General features: G+C 70.1%; 18 protein-coding genes. 13 read left to right on the top strand and 5 right to left on the bottom strand.

All coding sequences use genetic code 11. The features are described 5' to 3' along the window. Positions 1-5: 5 nt before the first annotated feature. The 6 genes from ABZ215_RS22195 to ABZ215_RS22170 all read left to right on the top strand — a co-directional run bounded on the left by ABZ215_RS22195 (position 6) and on the right by ABZ215_RS22170 (position 5,837). Positions 6-824 (top strand): F0F1 ATP synthase subunit delta, encoded by an 819-nt coding sequence (locus ABZ215_RS22195; protein WP_027935825.1) that lies wholly within the window; start codon positions 6-8, stop codon positions 822-824. Between the two features lie 49 nt (positions 825-873). Next, positions 874-2,517, top strand: a complete 1,644-nt coding sequence (gene atpA / locus ABZ215_RS22190) for a F0F1 ATP synthase subunit alpha (RefSeq protein ID WP_020417790.1) — start codon at positions 874-876, stop codon at positions 2,515-2,517. A gap of 8 nt (positions 2,518-2,525) precedes the next feature. Next, positions 2,526-3,473, top strand: coding sequence for a F0F1 ATP synthase subunit gamma (locus tag ABZ215_RS22185; protein ID WP_354710421.1), 948 nt, complete (start codon positions 2,526-2,528; stop codon positions 3,471-3,473). After that, positions 3,474-4,898, top strand: a complete 1,425-nt coding sequence (atpD, locus tag ABZ215_RS22180; RefSeq protein WP_354951249.1) for a F0F1 ATP synthase subunit beta — start codon at positions 3,474-3,476, stop codon at positions 4,896-4,898. A gap of 114 nt (positions 4,899-5,012) precedes the next feature. Next, positions 5,013-5,378: a F0F1 ATP synthase subunit epsilon gene (locus ABZ215_RS22175; protein ID WP_027935827.1), complete on the top strand. Its 366-nt coding sequence runs from the start codon at positions 5,013-5,015 to the stop codon at positions 5,376-5,378. A 24-nt stretch (positions 5,379-5,402) separates the two neighbouring features. Continuing rightward, positions 5,403-5,837: a DUF2550 domain-containing protein gene (locus tag ABZ215_RS22170; RefSeq protein WP_020417793.1), complete on the top strand. Its 435-nt coding sequence runs from the start codon at positions 5,403-5,405 to the stop codon at positions 5,835-5,837. Between the two features lies 1 nt (position 5,838). Here ABZ215_RS22170 and ABZ215_RS22165 read toward each other — a convergent pair whose 3' ends face one another. The 3 genes from ABZ215_RS22165 to ABZ215_RS22155 all read right to left on the bottom strand — a co-directional run bounded on the left by ABZ215_RS22165 (position 5,839) and on the right by ABZ215_RS22155 (position 8,445). Continuing rightward, positions 5,839-6,285, bottom strand: a complete 447-nt coding sequence (locus tag ABZ215_RS22165) for a protein-tyrosine phosphatase family protein (RefSeq protein ID WP_020417794.1) — start codon at positions 6,283-6,285, stop codon at positions 5,839-5,841. A gap of 71 nt (positions 6,286-6,356) precedes the next feature. Continuing rightward, a complete protein-coding gene (locus tag ABZ215_RS22160; protein ID WP_017987314.1) occupies positions 6,357-6,929 on the bottom strand; it encodes a cob(I)yrinic acid a,c-diamide adenosyltransferase in 573 nt (190 codons plus the stop codon). 10 nt (positions 6,930-6,939) lie between these two features. Further along, the gene (locus tag ABZ215_RS22155; RefSeq protein WP_354951246.1) at positions 6,940-8,445 is read right to left on the bottom strand and encodes an insulinase family protein; all 1,506 of its coding nucleotides are present in this window, start codon (positions 8,443-8,445) and stop codon (positions 6,940-6,942) included. A gap of 153 nt (positions 8,446-8,598) precedes the next feature. Between ABZ215_RS22155 and murA the strand changes: the two genes are divergently transcribed. After that, positions 8,599-9,873, top strand: a complete 1,275-nt coding sequence (gene murA / locus ABZ215_RS22150) for a UDP-N-acetylglucosamine 1-carboxyvinyltransferase (protein WP_237339558.1) — start codon at positions 8,599-8,601, stop codon at positions 9,871-9,873. Positions 9,874-10,108: 235 nt separating this feature from the next. Continuing rightward, a complete protein-coding gene (locus ABZ215_RS22145; RefSeq protein ID WP_354951244.1) occupies positions 10,109-10,405 on the top strand; it encodes a Uma2 family endonuclease in 297 nt (98 codons plus the stop codon). 1 nt (position 10,406) lies between these two features. Here ABZ215_RS22145 and ABZ215_RS22140 read toward each other — a convergent pair whose 3' ends face one another. Further along, entirely contained in the window at positions 10,407-11,036 is a 630-nt protein-coding gene (locus ABZ215_RS22140) for a LysE family translocator (protein WP_020417798.1), read from the bottom strand. Positions 11,037-11,162: 126 nt separating this feature from the next. Between ABZ215_RS22140 and ABZ215_RS22135 the strand changes: the two genes are divergently transcribed. The 5 genes from ABZ215_RS22135 (at position 11,163) to ehuA (ending at position 16,384) form a co-directional block, all read left to right on the top strand. Then, positions 11,163-13,184, top strand: coding sequence for a protein meaA (locus tag ABZ215_RS22135; RefSeq protein ID WP_354951242.1), 2,022 nt, complete (start codon positions 11,163-11,165; stop codon positions 13,182-13,184). A gap of 154 nt (positions 13,185-13,338) precedes the next feature. After that, positions 13,339-14,232 carry an ectoine/hydroxyectoine ABC transporter substrate-binding protein EhuB gene (gene ehuB, locus ABZ215_RS22130; RefSeq protein ID WP_027935830.1) on the top strand — a complete coding sequence of 298 codons (894 nt, stop codon included), beginning with the start codon at positions 13,339-13,341 and terminating at the stop codon, positions 14,230-14,232. Positions 14,233-14,254: 22 nt separating this feature from the next. Then, the gene (gene ehuC, locus ABZ215_RS22125; protein ID WP_354710380.1) at positions 14,255-14,962 is read left to right on the top strand and encodes an ectoine/hydroxyectoine ABC transporter permease subunit EhuC; all 708 of its coding nucleotides are present in this window, start codon (positions 14,255-14,257) and stop codon (positions 14,960-14,962) included. Then, positions 14,962-15,618, top strand: coding sequence for an ectoine/hydroxyectoine ABC transporter permease subunit EhuD (gene ehuD / locus ABZ215_RS22120; protein WP_237339872.1), 657 nt, complete (start codon positions 14,962-14,964; stop codon positions 15,616-15,618). The genes ehuC and ehuD overlap by 1 nt, the downstream gene beginning before the upstream one ends. 1 nt (position 15,619) lies before the next feature. After that, positions 15,620-16,384: an ectoine/hydroxyectoine ABC transporter ATP-binding protein EhuA gene (gene ehuA, locus ABZ215_RS22115; protein ID WP_020417803.1), complete on the top strand. Its 765-nt coding sequence runs from the start codon at positions 15,620-15,622 to the stop codon at positions 16,382-16,384. Here the strand turns inward: ehuA and ABZ215_RS22110 are convergent. After that, entirely contained in the window at positions 16,323-17,750 is a 1,428-nt protein-coding gene (locus tag ABZ215_RS22110; RefSeq protein WP_354951240.1) for a serine hydrolase domain-containing protein, read from the bottom strand. The genes ehuA and ABZ215_RS22110 overlap by 62 nt on opposite strands. Between the last annotated feature and the right edge of the window lie 176 nt (positions 17,751-17,926).

Below are 17,926 nucleotides of genomic sequence, written 5' to 3'. Positions count from 1 at the left end.
TGACGCTGACGCTGCACGCCGCGAGCCGCGAAGCGCTCGCCTCCGCCGAGACCCGGCTCGCCGAGGTCAGCGGCGAGGCCGGCGCGGACTCGGCCGCCCTCGGCAACGAGCTGCTGGCCGTGGTCGACCTGCTCGGCAGGGAGATCGGGCTGCGCCGCGCGGTCGCCGACGCCTCGTCCGACCCGGAGGCCCGCACCCGGCTGGTCCGCGCGCTGCTGACCGGCAAGGTGTCCGAGCAGGCCCTGCGCGTGCTCGACGCCGTGGTCGCGGCCCGCTGGTCCAGCCCGCGGGAACTGGTCGACGGGGTCGAGTCGCTCGGCCGCAACGCGCTGCTCACCAGCGCGGAGAAGGCCGGGAAGCTCGACGCCGTCGAGGACCAGTTGTTCCGGATCGCCCGTATCGTGGTGAGCAACCCGGAGCTGGAGCAGACGCTGTCCGACCAGACGGCACCCGGTGACGCGAAGCGCAGGCTGGTGCGCGAGCTGCTGCAGAGCAAGGTGGACGACATCACCCTTGCCCTGGTGGAGCAGGTCGTGGGCCGGTCGGCGGGCCGCAGCGTCGGGTTCAACCTGGACCAGCTGGTCAAGCTGGCCGCGCAGCGCCGCGAGCGCTCGGTCGCGTACGTCACGAGCGCGAGCGAGCTGTCCGCGGAGCAGCGGGAGCGGCTGGCCGAGCAGCTGCGCCGGATCTACGGGCGGCCGATCGGGCTGCACGTCGAGGTCGACGCCCGCCTCGGTGGTGGGCTCGTCGTCCGGGTGGGCGACGAGGTCATCGACGGCAGCACCGCCGGCCGGATCGCCGAGCTGCGCAGGCAGCTGGCCTGACACCACACAAGACTTTGCACACCTGCAGGAACGAGAGAGCGGGAACGACATGGCGGAGCTGACGATCTCCTCGGACGAGATCCGTAGCGCGATCGAGAACTACGTCTCGAGTTACTCACCCGAAGTCAACCGGGAAGAGGTCGGCGTCGTCGTGGACACCGGCGACGGCGTTGCCCACGTCGAGGGTCTGCCCTCGACCATGGCCAACGAGCTGCTGGAGTTCCCCGGCGGGATCCTCGGCGTGGCCCAGAACCTGGAGCCGCGCCAGATCGGTGTCGTCATCCTCGGCAACTACGAGAAGATCGAGGAGGGTCAGGAGGTCAAGCGGACCGGCCAGATCCTCTCGATCCCGGTCGGCGAGGGCTTCCTGGGCCGCGTCATCGACCCGCTCGGCAAGCCGATCGACGGGCTCGGCGACATCGTTGCCGAGGACCGCCGCGCGCTCGAGCTGCAGGCCGCCTCGGTCGTGCAGCGCCAGCCGGTGTCCGAGCCGCTGCAGACCGGCATCACCGCGATCGACGCGATGACCCCGATCGGCCGCGGCCAGCGCCAGCTGATCATCGGTGACCGCAAGACCGGCAAGACCGCGGTCTGCGTCGACACGATCATCAACCAGAAGGCCAACTGGGCGACCGGCGACCCGAGCAAGCAGGTCCGCTGCATCTACGTCGCGGTGGGCCAGAAGGGCTCCACCATCGCCGGTGTCCGCAAGTCCCTCGAGGACGCGGGAGCGCTGGAGTACACCACCATCGTCGCGGCCCCCGCGTCGGACTCGGCCGGCTTCAAGTGGCTGGCCCCCTACACCGGTTCGGCGCTGGGCCAGCACTGGATGTACCAGGGCAAGCACGTCCTGATCGTGTTCGACGACCTGAGCAAGCAGGCCGACGCCTACCGCGCCCTGTCGCTGCTGCTGCGCCGCCCGCCGGGCCGCGAGGCGTTCCCCGGCGACGTCTTCTACTTGCACTCCCGGCTGCTCGAGCGCTGCGCGAAGCTGTCGGACGAGCTGGGTGGCGGCTCGCTGACCGGTCTGCCGGTCATCGAGACCAAGGCCAACGACATCTCGGCCTACATCCCCACCAACGTCATCTCGATCACCGACGGGCAGTGCTTCTTCCAGTCCGACCTGTTCAACTCGGGTCAGCGCCCCGCGGTCGACGTGACCACCTCGGTCTCCCGAGTCGGTGGTGACGCGCAGATCAAGGCGATGAAGACGGTGTCCGGTTCGCTGCGGATCGACCTGTCCCAGTACCAGGAGCTGCAGGCGTTCGCCGCCTTCGCCTCCGACCTGGACCCGACCTCGCGCGCCCAGCTGGACCGCGGTGCCCGCCTGTACGAGGTGCTCAAGCAGCCGCAGTACTCGCCGGTCCCAGTCGAGCAGCAGGTCGTCACCGTGTTCCTCGGCACCAAGGGGCACTTCGACGACGTGCCGGTGGAGGACGTGGCTCGCTTCAACACCGAGCTGCTGGAGAACATCCGCCACAAGCACGACGACATCCTCGCCGAGATCCGCGACAAGGGTAAGTGGACCGACGAGCTCGCCGAGCGCGTCGCCGCCGCGGCCGCCGAGTTCAAGAAGGGCTTCACCACCTCTTCCGGTGAGCAGCTCGTGAACGAGGCCGAGGCCGAGGCGATGGACGCCGACAAGGTCGGGCAGGAGACCGTCAAGGTCAACAAGCCCGCCCCGACGAAGTGACCGGATAGCTGATGGCGCAACTTCGCGAGCTCCGGGCAAAGATCCGGGCGACGAAATCGATCGGCAAGATCACCAAGGCGATGGAACTGATCGCCACCTCGCGGATCGGCCGTGCCCAGGCGCGGGTCGAGGCTTCGCGCCCGTACGCCGAGGAGATCACCAAGGTGCTCTCCGCGCTGGCGGGCGGGGCCGCGAGCCTCGACGACCCGTTCCTCGTCGAGCGGCCCAACCCCAAGCGGGCGGCCGTGCTGGTGGTGACCAGTGACAAGGGCCTGTGCGGTGGTTACAACACCAACGTGCTGCGGGCCACCGAGGAGCTGCTCTCGCTGCTGCGCTCCGAGGGCAAGGAGCCGCAGGTCTACGTCATCGGCGGCAAGGGCCTGAACTACTACCGGTTCCGCAACCGCGAGGTCGTCGACAGCTGGACCGGCTTCTCGGACCAGCCGCACTACGAGAACGCCGCCGCCGCGGGCGAGACGCTGACCAAGGCGTTCCTCGCCGGCGCGGACGACGACGCGAACGGGCCGGGCGAGGACGGCATCCTCGGCGTGGACGAGGTGCACATCGTGTACACCCAGTTCAAGTCGATGCTGACCCAGACCCCGGTCGCCAAGCGGATGGCGCCCCTCGAGGTCGAGTACACCGAGGAGGGCGCCGAGCCCGCCGCTGGCGAGATCCTCCCGGCGTACGAGTTCGAGCCCAGCGCGGACCGGCTGCTGTCGGCCCTGCTGCCGAAGTACATCAACACGCGGATCTTTTCGGCTCTGCTCGAGTCGGCCGCTTCCGAGCTGGCCGCCCGGCGCACCGCCATGAAGTCGGCGTCGGACAACGCCAGCGAGCTGGTGGAGACCTACACCCGGCTGGCGAACCAGGCGCGGCAGGCTCAGATCACGCAGGAGATCAGCGAAATCGTCGGTGGGGCCGATGCGCTCGCCGCTGTAGGAAGTGATGAGTAGATGACCACCACTGAAACCCGGACCAAGGGCCGGATCGTCTCGGTGACCGGCCCGGTCGTCGACGTGGAGTTCCCGCGCGGCGCCGTGCCCGAGCTGTTCAACGCGCTGAAGGTCGAGGTCGAGTTCGAGCAGCTGCGCAAGACGATCACCCTCGAGGTCGCGCAGCACCTCGGCGACAACCTCGTCCGCACGATCTCGCTGGCCCCGCAGGACGGTCTCGTCCGCGGCGCCGAGGTGATCGACACCGGCGCCCCGATCTCGGTGCCGGTCGGCGACGAGGTCAAGGGCCACGTCTACAACGCGCTCGGCGACTGCCTCGACCAGCCGGGCTACGGCGCGGACCTGGAGCGCTGGAGCATCCACCGCAAGCCCCCGGCGTTCGACCAGCTCGAGGGCAAGACCGAGATGCTGGAGACCGGCCTCAAGGTCATCGACCTGCTCACCCCGTACGTGCAGGGTGGCAAGATCGGCCTGTTCGGCGGCGCCGGCGTGGGCAAGACGGTGCTGATCAAGGAAATGATCACCCGTGTCGCCAAGAACTTCGGTGGCACCTCGGTGTTCGCCGGCGTCGGCGAGCGCACCCGTGAGGGCACCGACCTGTTCCTGGAGATGAGCGAGGACGGCGTCATCAACGACACCGCGCTCGTCTTCGGCCAGATGGACGAGCCGCCGGGCACCCGTATGCGGGTCGCGCTGTCCGCGCTGACGATGGCGGAGTACTTCCGCGACGTCAAGAACCAGGACGTGCTGCTGTTCATCGACAACATCTTCCGGTTCACCCAGGCCGGGTCCGAGGTGTCGACCCTGCTGGGCCGCATGCCGTCGGCCGTGGGTTACCAGCCGACGCTGGCCGACGAGATGGGTGAGCTGCAGGAGCGGATCACCTCGACCAAGGGCCGTTCGATCACCTCGATGCAGGCGATCTACGTGCCGGCGGACGACTACACCGACCCGGCCCCGGCCACCACGTTCGCCCACCTGGACGCCACCACCGAGCTTTCCCGGTCGGTGTTCCAGAAGGGCATCTTCCCGGCCGTGGACCCGCTGGCCTCCACGTCGACCATCCTCGACCCGGCCGTCGTCGGTGAGGACCACTACCGGGTGGCCTCCGAGGTCATCCGGATCCTGCAGAAGTACAAGGAGCTGCAGGACATCATCGCCATCCTCGGTATGGACGAGCTGTCCGAAGAGGACAAGCTGACCGTGCAGCGGGCCCGCCGCATCGAGCGGTTCCTGTCGCAGAACATGCTGGTCGCCGAAACCTTCACCGGCCAGCCGGGGTCGACCGTGCCGCGCGCGGAGACCGTCGAGGCGTTCGACAAGATCACCAAGGGTGAGTTCGACCACTACCCGGAGCAGGCGTTCCTGGGCATCGGTGGCCTCGAGGACCTCGAGAAGAAGTACAAGGAACTCACCGGCAAGTGATGTCGGGACGACGGCGGGGCGGGTGTCCTTTATGGACTCTCACCCCGCCGTTGTCGTAACCGGTCGCGAACCTATTAGACTGCGCTCATCGGCGCGGGAACGAAGGAGAACCACGTGGCTGAGATGACCGTCGAGCTTGTCGCCGTCGAACGCCGTCTCTGGTCCGGTCAGGCGACGTTCGTGGTCGCGCAGACCACTGAGGGTGAGATCGGCCTGATGCCGGGTCACGAGCCGGTACTCGGTCAGCTCGTCGAGGGTGGCGTCGTCAAGGTGACGACCACGGACGGTGAGACCGTCCGCGCCGCGGTCCACGGTGGCTTCCTGTCCGTGACCGCCGAGCGGGTGAGCATCCTCGCCGAGTCGGCCGAGCTCGCCGACGAGATCGACGTCGAGGCCGCCCGGTCCGCGCTGAGCGGTGAGGACGAGGCCGAGCGGGCCAGAGCAACCGCCCGGCTCCGCGCGGCCGGTCAGTCGGTCTGACCCGGCGACGAGCAGGAGCCGGCCGTGGAAATCACCCTCGTTGTCCTGGTCGTCCTGCTCGGTCTTGCCGTCGTCGCGTTCTGGTACAGCTTTCGCTGGGGACGGATGCGGCGGCAGGGCGGCGTGAGCGTCGCGTTGCGCTGGGACCCGGACAACGCCCGTGCGGGCTGGCACCTGGGTTTGGGGCGCTACGAGGGTGAGGTGTTCGCCTGGTACCGGGTGTGGAGCTTGCGCACCGGCCCGGACCGGGTGTTCGAACGTGAGACGTTGATGATCGCGGACCGCCGCGACCCGGTCGGCACCGAGGCGTACGCGGTGCCCTCGGACGCGACGGTCCTGCGCTGCGAGTCGGCCCTCCAGGAGCCCATCGAGATCGCGATGGGCCCGGACGCGCTGACCGGGTTCCTGTCCTGGCTGGAGTCCGCTCCGCCGGGCCGCCAGATCCCGCGCGCTTCTTGATCTAGCCCGGGGTGAACCGGCGCACCCATCGGCGTTGCCCCGGCGTTTCGACCGCGCGGGGGTGGTGGTGCTGCCGCGTCCAGGCAACAGCCTCAGCGGGGTCCACGCCGCTCAGAACGGCGAGGCAGGCGATGACCGTGCCGGTCCGCCCGACCCCACCCGCACAGGCGACCTCGACCGCCTCGCCGCCGCGTGCCCGCTCGTGCAGGGCGCGGATCTCCCGGACAGCGGCGTCCTCGTCGCGGGGCAGCCGGAAGTCCGGCCAGTCCAGCCAGGTGTGCGGCCACCCCAGATTGGCGTCGTGTTCGCGGCGCAGCCGCGCGGAGCCCAGGTAGAGGCCGAATTGGGGCGCCGGGCCGGTCGGCTGGGGGCGGCGCAGGCCGCGCCCGCGGACCCAGGACCCGTCCGGCAGCCGGATGCTGCCCGGCAGGGGTGCGTTGTCGCTCATGGCACGAACCTAGATCGCCGTGCGGGTGGCGGACATGAGGATGACCGCAGGCTCGCCGCGAATCGGACCGGTCAGGCCTCTCCGCCGGGCTTCCAGAGCACGTCGCCGTCCGGGTTGGCCAGCCGGGCCAGGATGAAGAGCAGGTCGGAGAGCCGGTTGAGGTACTTCACGGCCAGTACGTTCGTGCGGTCCGCGTCCGCCTCCACCAGCGCCCACCCGGCCCGCTCGGCCCGCCGGCTCACCGTGCGCGCCTGGTGCAGGAACGCCGCGCCCGGGGTGCCGCCCGGCAGGATGAACGACGTCAGCTTCGGCAGGCGCTCGTTGAACTCGTCGCACCAGCCTTCGAGCCGCTCGATGTAGGCCTCGGTGATGCGCAGCGGCGGGAACTCCGGATCGGGCACCACCGGCGAGCACAGGTCGGCGCCGACGTCGAACAGGTCGTTCTGCACGCGCCGCAGCACCACCGCGATCTCCTCGTCGAGGCCGCCCATCGCGAGCGCCAGCCCGACCACCGAGTTCGTCTCGTCGACGTCGGCGTAGGCCGCCAGCCGCGGGTCGGTCTTCGGCACGCGCGAGCCGTCGCCGAGCGCGGTCGTGCCGTTGTCGCCGACCCTGGTGTACACGCGGTTGATCCGTACCGGCATACCGAGAACCTTACGACTGCTCGAACAACCGCATGGCCTCCGGCGCTTCGAAACACACCGCGGAATCGATTCGCGCCCGCAGGTCCCGCACCAGCGCCCGGCCGCCGCGCCAGTCGCCCGGCCGCACGGTGATCGCCCCGCCGTGCGTGCCGAACAGGTGCAGGATCGGCAGCTGCCCGTCGGTGTGCTCGATGCCGACCCCGGCGAGGTCGTCGAACCGCACGACGGCCGCCGGTGACGGGTTCTGCCCGAAGTACGTGGACAGGCCTTCGTCGCCGACCACGAGCCGGTAGCCGCGCGGCGCGGTCGAACCGACCAGCGCCCGCTTCATCTCCCGGCCGGGCGGCGCGGGCAGCGGGCTGCCCGGCAGTTCCGGCAGGTCACGCGGCACGTGCCGCTCCGGCGCGCACAGCACCAGCCGTCCGGCCAGCTCGCGGGCCGCTGCCGCGACCGCGGCCGGGTCGAGCCCGGCCAGCACGCGCTGCTGGTGCTCCGCGGCCGACGGCCAGCCGGTCAGCTCGCTCATCGCCGCGTCGAACGCCCGGTAGACCGCGAAATCCCGCTCGGCGACCTCCTCGGCGAGCCCGGCCCGGTCGACGGCCAGTTCCTCGTCCGTCGGACCGCTGCGGCCCAGCTCGGCCAGCTCGGTGCGGATCGCGTCGACGACCCGGGCGGCCTGCTTGTCCGGCACGTCGGTGCCGAAGCCGAGGACGGCCCGGCGCGCGTCGACCATCTGGTGGTCGAAGGCGATGTCGTAGACCAGGCCCTCGAGGTGCCGCAGGCGGTCGGTGAGGCGGTGGATGAGGATGCCGGCCGCGCACGCGACCTCCGCGGTCCACTCGACCAGCGCGCAGCCCACGACGCCGTTGGGGATGCTCGTCTGCGCCGGGGTGGGCAGGTCGAACGGCTCGGCGGTCACCGGCTGCCGCGGCGGGCCCGGGGGCAGCGGGAGCTTCAGACCGGCCGGGGGAGGGCCGGACAGCACGAGCGCGGCGTTGCCGCGGTGGAACCAGCGCGCGCACCACTCGCGCGCCTGCTCGGGGCCGGCGTGAACGGCGGCCAGCTGGACGTTGCCGGTCAGGCCGAACGCCCGGTTGCCGAACCACAGGGCCGACGGCAGCCACGCGGTCACGCCCGGGCCGTCGTTGCCGCGCTCCTCGGCCAGCAGCACGCCGCGCTCCAGCCGCAGCGGCCCGGTGTCCAGGTCCGCCAGCGACTCGCACACGCGCCGCAGGTGCTCCGCCACGGTCTCCGGGCTGCTGGTGACGTCGAAACTGGTGTGCAGGACCTCGGTGGAGGCGTTGTTGTCGTATCGGCTCGTGCGCACGCGCCGCATCGCCAGGTGCTCGACGAGGTGCGTGATCCCGGTCTGCAGGAACGACTCGTGGGCGAGACCGACCCCGAACAGCAGGCTCGCGCTGAGCCTGCCCGGCTGGTCGGTCCAGAAGACCGGCACGCCGTCGATCTCGGCCCGGTGCACCTCGGGCAGGGACGGAGGCGCGGGCGGGGTCAACATTTCGCTCAAGGTTCCCCCAGTCGAGTGGGACGCACGGGCGCGTTATCGCCGCGAGGGAGCACAGTGTTTCACACGATAGTGCGAACTCGGTCGCCCTCTGTTATGTCCCGCCCCTCCGTTCGAGTGCCTGAACCGGAAGGCATGATGACGGCCATGAGCGAGCACTTCGACGTGCACGGTGGTGCGCGGCTGGTGGGCGAGGTCGAGGTCGTCGGAGCCAAGAACAGTGTTCTGAAGCTGATGGCGGCCGCACTCCTCGCCGAGGGCACCACCACCATCACCAACTGCCCGCAGATCCTGGACGTCCCGCTGATGGCGGACGTGCTGCGCAGCGTCGGGTGCGAGGTGGTCCTGGACGGCGACACCGCGAAGATCACGACCCCGTCCGAGCTGTCCCACCGGGCCGACTCGCCCGCGATGGGCAAGCTGCGTGCGTCCGTGTGCGTGCTCGGCCCGCTGGTCGGCCGTCTGAAGCAGGCCGTGGTCGCGTTGCCCGGCGGTGACGCGATCGGGTCCCGGCCGCTGGACATGCACCAGAACGGGCTGCGCGCGCTGGGCGCGACGAGCACCATCGAGCACGGGTGCGTCGTCGCCACCGCCGACCACCTCAAGGGCGCCCAGATCTGGCTGGACTTCCCGAGCGTGGGCGCGACCGAGAACATCCTGATGGCCGCGGTGCTGGCCGAGGGCACGACAGTGATTGACAACGCCGCGCGCGAGCCGGAGATTGTCGACATCTGCGTGATGCTGAACCAGATGGGCGCGAAGATCGAGGGCGCCGGGACGTCGACGCTGACCGTGCACGGCGTCACCGAGCTGCACCCCACCGAGCACCGCGTGATCGGCGACCGGATCGTGGGCGCGACGTGGGCCTTCGCGGCCGCGATGACCCGCGGTGACCTGACGGTGAAGGGCGTCAACCCGCACCACCTGGACCTGGTGCTGGAGAAGCTGCGGATGGCCGGCGCGGAGATCACGACGTTCGACGAGAGCGGTTTCCGGGTGGTGCAGCACGACCGGCCCAAGGCGGTCGACTTCGTGACGCTGCCCTACCCGGGGTTCGCCACGGACCTGCAGCCGTTCGCCGTCGCGTTGTCCGCGGTGTCCGAGGGCACCTCGATGATCACGGAGAACGTGTACGAGGCGCGGTTCCGGTTCATCGAGGAGATGGTGCGCCTGGGCGCCGACGCCCGCACGGACGGCCACCACGCGGTGGTCCGCGGGGTCGAGAAGCTGTCCTCCGCGCCGGTCTGGGCGTCCGACATCCGGGCGGGCGCGGGCCTGGTGCTGGCCGGCCTGTGCGCCGACGGGGTCACCGAGATCTGGGACGTGTTCCACATCGACCGCGGATACCCGTACTTCGTCGAGAACCTGAACCGGCTGGGCGCGCGCGTGGAGCGGGTCGTCGGCGCGGCGGAGCGCTGCTGACCGCGCTGCCCGGATGGCTGGCGCTGCCGCCGGAAGGGCTGACACACGAGGAGCACCAGGCGCTGCCCGAGGAAGTGCGCGCCCGGCTCGAAATCGTCGACGGCGCTGTGGTGGTGCGGCCCGCGCCGCCGAGGGCGCACGAGCAGGTCGTGCGCAACCTCGTGTCCGTGCTGACCGCGGCTCGCCCCGTGGGCTACGAGGTCGACACCGGCGTCGGCCTCGCAGGCCGGATCTGGTGGTGCACGACTCGCCGGACCGGGCGGCTCCGGCGCCGGAGCACTGCCTGCTGGTCGCCGAGGTGGTGTCCCGGGATTCGCTGGCCGCGGACCGCACGAGCAAGCCGGCCCACTACGCGGCCACGGGTGTCCCGCACTTCTGGCGGATCGAGGGCCTGGACCGGGGGGAGATCGCGCTCTTCCGCTACCGCCTCGACCCCACCACTCGTGTCTACGCCTCTGCGGGTGTGGACACCGGCAAGGTCAGCCTCCACGACCCGTTCCCCGTCACGATCGACCTCGCCGCGCTGCTCTGACTCACTCCGCGGCCAGGCCGACGCCGAAGCCGATCAGCGCCGTGCCGGTCACCGCGTCCATCGCGCGGCGGACGCGTCGCCGGTTCAGCCAGCCCTTCGCCCAGCGGACCAGGAACAGCAGCGTCAGCTGCCACACCGTGCCGACCACCAGCACCGTGTACGCCAGCAGCAGCGCCTCGCCCGCGCCGGTCGTCGCCGGGTCCAGGAACTGCGGCAGCACCGACAGGTAGAACGCCATCACCTTCGGGTTGGTGATGTTCGACAGGAACCCCTCGCGGAACCGCCGCAGCCCGCTCGCCCGGCGCCGGTCCAGCTCGTCCAGCGCGTCGTAGTTCCCGCGCCACGCGCCGCGCAGCGCCTGGAACCCCAGCCAGCACAGGTAGGCGACCCCGGCCCACCGCACGGTCTCGAACAGCGGGCGCACCTGCACGATCAGCGTGCCCAGCCCGAGCCCGACCGCGGTGGCCTGCACCAGGTTGCCCAGCGCGATGCCGGAGCAGGTGAACAACCCGCCCCGCGCGCCGCCGGCCAGCGCGTTCTTCAGCACGACCATCGTGTCCGGACCCGGCACCACCGCGATCAGCAGGGCGAACACCAGGTAACTCGCGTACAGGCTCCACGTCACACCCACGAGGCTAACTCGGCCGTCATGATGGGGTCAGGCTGATTTCGCACCCAGTGAGATGCGTCCTTGCGGGGCTGCGCGCGAAGTTACCGACGAGTACGCTCTGTGTGTCGTTCATCTGGAGGTGCACCGATGCCCTACCCCACGGATCGCGAGCGGGACCGCCCCTGGGTCATGCGCACCTACGCTGGACATTCGTCCGCGGCGGCCTCGAACGAGCTGTACCGCCGCAACCTCGCCAAGGGCCAGACCGGCCTGTCGGTGGCCTTCGACCTGCCGACCCAGACCGGCTACGACCCGGACCATCCGCTGGCCAAGGGCGAGGTGGGCAAGGTGGGCGTCCCCATCTCGCACATCGGCGACATGCGCCGCCTGTTCACCGGCATCCCGCTGGCCGAGGCCAACACCTCGATGACGATCAACGCGCCGGCCATGTGGCTGCTCGCGCTCTACGTCACCGTCGCGCAGGAGCAGGCCGACGCCGAGGGCCGCGACCGGGCCGAGGTGCTCGCCAAGCTCACCGGCACCACGCAGAACGACATCATCAAGGAGTACCTGTCCCGCGGGACCTACATCTTCCCGCCTGCGCCGAGCCTGCGCCTGATCACCGACGTGATCGCCTGGACGGTGCACCACATCCCGAAGTGGAACCCGATCAACATCTGCAGCTACCACCTGCAGGAGGCGGGCGCGACCCCGACGCAGGAGGTCGCCTACGCGTTGTCCACCGCGATCGCGGTGCTCGACGCCGTGCGCGACTCCGGCCAGGTCGAGCCCGCCGACATGGCCAAGGTCGTCGGCCGCATCTCGTTCTTCGTCAACGCCGGGGTCCGGTTCGTCGAAGAGATGTGCAAGATGCGCGCGTTCACCCGGCTCTGGGACGAGATCACGCGCGAACGCTACGGGGTCGAGGACCCGAAGGCGCGCCGCCTTCGCTACGGCGTGCAGGTCAACTCGCTCGGCCTGACCGAGGCGCAGCCGGAGAACAACGTCCAGCGGATCGTGCTGGAGATGCTCGGCGTCGCCCTGTCGCGGGACGCCCGTGCCCGCGCGATCCAGCTGCCTGCCTGGAACGAGGCGCTCGGCCTGCCGCGGCCGTGGGACCAGCAGTGGGCGCTGCGCATGCAGCAGGTGCTCGCCTACGAGACGGACCTGCTGGAGTACGAGGACATCTTCGCGGGCTCGCACGTCATCGAGTCCAAAGTGGACGAGATCGTGGCCGGGGCGCGCGCGGAGATCGAGCAGGTGACCGACCTCGGCGGCGCGGTGGCCGCGGTGGAAAGCGGTTACATGAAGTCGCAGCTGGTGGCCTCGCTGGCCGAGTACCGGCGCGAGGTGGAGTCCGGCGGGCGCGTCATCGTCGGGGTCAACAAGTTCGACACCACCGAGCCCAGCCCGCTGCAGGCCGAGGGCGCCAAGGCGATCGAGACCGTCGACCCGGCGGTGGAGAAGCAGGCCGTCGCGGCGCTGGAGGAGTGGCGCCAGCAGCGCGACCAGGCCGCGGTCGACGCGGCGCTGGCGCGGCTGCGCGAGGTCGCGAAGACGTCGGAGAACCTGTTCGACGCCACGCTCGCGTGCGCGGCGGCCGGCGTGACCACCGGCGAGTGGGCCGGCGCGCTGCGCGAGGAGTTCGGCGAGTACCGGGCGCCGACCGGCGTGTCGGCGGCGGCCATGTCGGGCGACGCCGCGGAGCTGTCCCGGGTGCGCGACCGCGTGCGGGCGACCGGCGAGGAGCTGGGCGAGAAGCTGCGGATCCTGGTCGGCAAGCCGGGCCTGGACGGGCACTCCAACGGCGCCGAGCAGGTCGCGGTGCGGGCCCGTGACGTCGGGTTCGAGGTCGTCTACCAGGGCATCCGGCTCACCCCGGAGCAGATCGTGGCCGCCGCGGTGCAGGAGGGCGTGCACGTCGTCGGCCTGTCGGTGCTGTCCGGCTCGCACCTCGAGGTCGTGCCGCAGGTCGTCGACGGACTGCGGGCGGCGGGCGCCGGGGACATCCCGGTGATCGTCGGCGGGATCATCCCGCCCGAGGACGCGCGGCTGCTCACCGAGCGCGGGATCGCCCGGGTGTTCACGCCCAAGGACTACGAGCTGACCGAGATCATGGACGAAATCGTTTCGGTGGTGCGGGAACGCCACGAGTTGCCGCAGGACTGAGCCAGTTCTGTCACTTTCCGTGCGCATCGTCCACACTCAACGTTGATCTCTTTCCGATAACAGCGAGTGGCGATCTCGTTGCTTCTTTTGACCCCATCGGACGCACCGCCTACGTTCGGTGAACCGGCGGAACCGAATAAGGGGTGCGACGAAAATGACGCACGGTCAGTGGACACGACGGGATTTCTTCCGGCGATCGGCGGTCGTCGGCGCAGCGGCTGTGGCGGGACCGACGTTGTTGGCAGCCTGCCAGAGCACCGAAAGCGGGGACACCCTCGAATCGGCGAGAAGCGCCAAGACGATCAGGATCGGCATCGCCAACGAGGCGCCCTACGGTTTCGCCGACACCTCCGGGAACACCACCGGTGAAGCGCCGGAAGTGGCCCGCGCCGTGTGCAAGGCCCTCGGGATCGACACCGTGCAGGCCAACGTCGTGCCGTTCGACCAGCTGATTCCCGCCCTGAACGCGAAACAGTTCGACATCGTCGCGGCGGGCATGAACATCACTCCGACGCGCTGCAACGCGGCGTTGTTCTCGGATCCGGACTACTCGGCGCTGACCGCGTTGCTCGTGCCCAGCGGCAATCCGCAGGGTGTCAACACCCTCGCCGACGTCGCCGCCAAGAAGGTCAAGGTCGCGGTGCTCTCCGCCGCGGTGGAAAAGGGTTTCGCCACTTCCGCCGGGGTTTCCGAGGACCAGATCGAAACGCTGGACACGCAGGACAACATGTTGCGCGCGGTGACCGCGGGCCGCGTGTACTGCGCCGCCCTCACCGACATCTCGCTCAAGTGGCTGGTGAAGCAGAACCCGAACTCCGGTGTCGAGGTGACGCCCGGCTTCCAGCCCACCGAGAACGGCCAGCCGGTGCAGACCGCGGGCGGGTTCGTGTTCCGCAAGGACGACACCTCGCTCCGCGACGCGTTCAACCAGCAGCTGAAGACCTTGCACGACAACGGGGAGTGGCTGCGCATCGTGACGCCGTTCGGGTTCGACCAGAGCAACCTGCCCAAGGCCGACCTGACCACCGACAAGCTCTGCGCGGCCTGACGCTCGAGTCCAGGGGCGCGTCGTGTCGGACTCGACATCCAACATCATCTCGACCATCCTCAGTGGACTCGGCGCGACGGTCACGGCCGCGGCGGGCGGCATCGCGCTGACCATCGTCCTGTCGTTCATCGCCGGGCTCGCGATGCTGTCGCGGTCCCGGACGGTGCGGTTCGTCAGCCGGGTCTACGTCGAGGGCTTCCGCGGCACGTCGGAAGTCGTGCAGCTGTTCTGGCTGTACTTCGTGCTCCCGGCGCTGGTCGGGTTCAAACTGGTCCCGCTGTTCGCCGGCATCATCGTGCTCGGGCTGAACCACGGCGCGTACGGAGCCGAGATCGTGCGTGGCGCGGTGCAGTCGGTGCCGCGCGCGCAGCGTGAAGGCGCGGTGGCGCTGTCGTTCAGCCCGGCGCAGCGCATGTTCCGGGTGATCCTGCCGCAGGCGGTGGTGGAGATGCTGCCGCCGTTCAACAACCTCTTCATCCAGCTGATGAAGAGCACGGCGCTGCTGTACTTCATCTCGGCCGGGGAGATCACCGAGAAGGGCGAGCTGCTGCGACCGCTCTACGGCAGCCAGCTCGTGCTGATCTACGGCGTGGAGCTGTTGTGCTACCTGGCGATCGCGGTGGTCATCACGATGGTCATGCGCCTGCTGGAACGGGTGCTCGCCAAGCGGCTCGGGCGTGAGCCGCCGCCGCGGGAGAAGGCGTTCGCCAAGGCGGGGGTGGTCACCTGATGGACTGGGACTGGGACTACTTCTGGGACTCCGTCCCGGTGCTGCTGGAGGGGTTGCTGGTCACCGTCGAGCTGACGGTGCTCGGCTCGCTGGTCGCCTACGTGCTGGGGCTGGTGTTCGCCCTGGTGCGGCGCGCGCGGATCCCGGTGCTGAGCCAGGCGATGTACCTGTTCATCGAGCTGGTGCGCAGCACGCCGCTGCTGATCCAGGTGTTCATCGTCTTCTACCTGCTGTGGCCGGCACTGGGCATCACGCCGTCGGCGTTCCTGACCGGCGTGATCGCGCTGGGCATCCACTACGCGACCTACACCTCCGAGGTGTACCGCGCCGGCATCGACGCCGTCCCGAAAGGACAGTGGGAGGCCGCGACCGCGCTGAGCATCCCGCGCACCCGCGTGTGGACCGGCATCGTGCTGCCGCAGGCCGTGCCGCGGGTGCTGCCCGCGCTCGGCAACTACATGATCTCGATGTTCAAGGAAACACCGCTGTTGCTGGCGATCGGCGTGCTGGACGTGCTGAACCGCGCCAAGGAGCAGGGCGCGGAGACCTTCCGGGTGATCGAGCCCTACACCCTGGCCGGCATCCTGTTCCTGCTCGTGAGTTACCCGTCGTCGATCCTCGTGCGAAGGTTGGAACGCCGTGTCGGACAGCTCTGAGATGATCCGGTTCGAGGGGGTCGTGAAGAAGTTCGGCGACCACGTGGTGTTGCGGGAGCTGGACTTCTCGGTGCGGCCAGGGGAGTTCGTGACGCTGATCGGGCCGAGCGGTTCGGGCAAGACCACGATCCTGCGGCTGCTGATGACCCTGGAGCAGGTGAACGCCGGGCGCATCTACGTCGGCGGCGAATGCCTGTCGCACATCGACAAGGGCGGCCGCATGGTGCCGGCGGGGGAGAAGCACCAGCGGCGCATGCGCAGGCGGATCGGCATGGTGTTCCAGCAGTTCAACCTGTTCCCCAACATGAAGGTGCTGCAGAACGTCACCGAGGCCCCGATCCGCGCGCTCGGCCTGTCCCGCCAGGAGGCCGAGCAGCGCGGCCGGGAGCTGCTGGAGATGGTCGGGCTGAGCGAGAAGGCCGACGCCCACCCCTCGCAGCTGTCCGGCGGTCAGCAGCAGCGGGTGGCGATCGCCCGCGCGCTGGCGATGCGGCCCGAGGTGCTGCTGCTGGACGAGGTGACGTCGGCGCTCGACCCCGAGCTGGTGGCCGGCGTGTTGAAGGTGCTGAAGGACATCGCGTCGACCACGGACATCACGTTCCTCTGCGTCACGCACGAAATGCAGTTCGCGCGGGACGTGTCGGACCGGGTGCTGATGTTCGACCACGGCCAGATCATCGAGGACGCGCCGCCGGAGAAGCTGTTCACCGACCCGGACCACCAACGGACGCGGGAGTTCCTGCAAGCGGTGCTCGATCGCGGCTGAGCCGGACCAGCGCGGCGGACCGGACGGCGATCACGGCGAGCTCCGCCGCGCTCCACAGCACGAGCCAGATCACCAGCGCGGGTGAGTAGTAGGCGGTCTGCCACCAGGTCGTGTCGCGGCCGCCGAACAGCCCGCCCACCAGCTCGGCCAGCGCCACCAGCGCGACGAGCGGGATCAGCCGGGGCACCAGTCCCCGCACCACCCGCCACCGGGTGGCGCGTGCCGCCCACCGGCGGGCGCGGAGCGCGGCGCGGATGCCGAGGCCGACGCTGAGCAGCGTCAGCGCGGCCAGGACGAGGTCGACGACGAGCCGCGTCGAGGGCGGGGCCGGTGGCCGCTGACCGTGCAGGATCGCGGCGATGCCTTCGGTGAGCTGCGAGGTTCCCTCGTTGCCGAGCGAGACGCCGCTGTCCACCATCACCGCGATGCCGTAACCGTCGGGCAGCATCAGCGCGCCCGCCGTGTAGGTGAACCAAATTCCGGTGTGGCTGACCCGGCCCTGGTCGTCGGTCTGCCAGCCCATGGCGTAGTTCTCGCGCGCGGCGGTGTGCATGAGCGCGAGACCCTCGGCGGAGACGAGGCCGCCCCCGGTGCGCTGGACGGCGAGCCAGCGGGCCATGTCCTCGGCGGTGGTGATCACCCCGTCCGAGCCGGCGACGAAGCGGTCCGGTTCGGACACCGCGGGGGTGAGCCCGTAGGCGTAGAGGTGTCCGCGGTGGACGGTGGCGGGCAGGTCGCGGGGTGTCCGCGTGATGGCGGTCGTCGAGCGCATCCCCGCCGGTTCGAAGACGTGCTGCCGCAGGTAGTTGCCGAAGGCCTGGCCGCTGACGACCTCGACGAGCCGCGCCGCGAGGTGGAAGTTGGTGTTGGTGTAGTGGTACTCGGCGCCGGGATCGCTCGCCAGCGTCGCCTGGCGGGCGCGCTGCACGGCGCCGGCCAGGTCGTCCGGCTGCGGGAGGCTCTTCTCCGGCAGGGTCCCGTCGGTGAGGCCGGAGGTCTGGTTGAGCAGGTGCCGCACGGTGATCGCGCCGCCGCGCGGGTCGGCGAGGCGGAACTCCGGCAGGTAGGTGGCGACGGGGACGTCCAGGTCGAGCCTGCCGCTCTCGGCCAGCTGCACCACGGCCAGCGCGGTGAAGGCCTTCGACACCGACGCGATCGGCATCGGGGTCGTCGCCGTCGCGGTGCCGTAGCCGTGCAGGTGCACGACTTCGGTGTCCTTGGTGATCGCCACCGCGACCCCGGGATACCCGGCGGTCTCGGCGAAGTCGGCGACGTAGGAGTCGATCGAGGACGGTTCTTGGTCAGCTGTCGCCGTACCGGGGATCAGGGCGACGACCGCGGCCACCGCCGCGCACACGCGTTTCACGGGAGCCAAGGTAGGAACCGGGCGGGTGTCCGCACAGGATGCGGACGGCAGGGAAGGACCCCGACTTTCGTCATGGGTTCACCATAAGATTGTTGATGTTCAGGACGGGATGTTCTGGATGCCCAGGGCGATGGGGTGTGGCTGATGGGTTCTTGCCCCGTTGGGTGGCTTCCGAG

The organism is Amycolatopsis sp. NPDC006131 (assembly GCF_040614175.1).
Classification (GTDB): domain Bacteria; phylum Actinomycetota; class Actinomycetes; order Mycobacteriales; family Pseudonocardiaceae; genus Amycolatopsis_E; species Amycolatopsis_E tucumanensis.
Note: the sequence above shows the minus strand (reverse complement) of the source record. Positions and strands in the feature narration are given on the sequence as shown.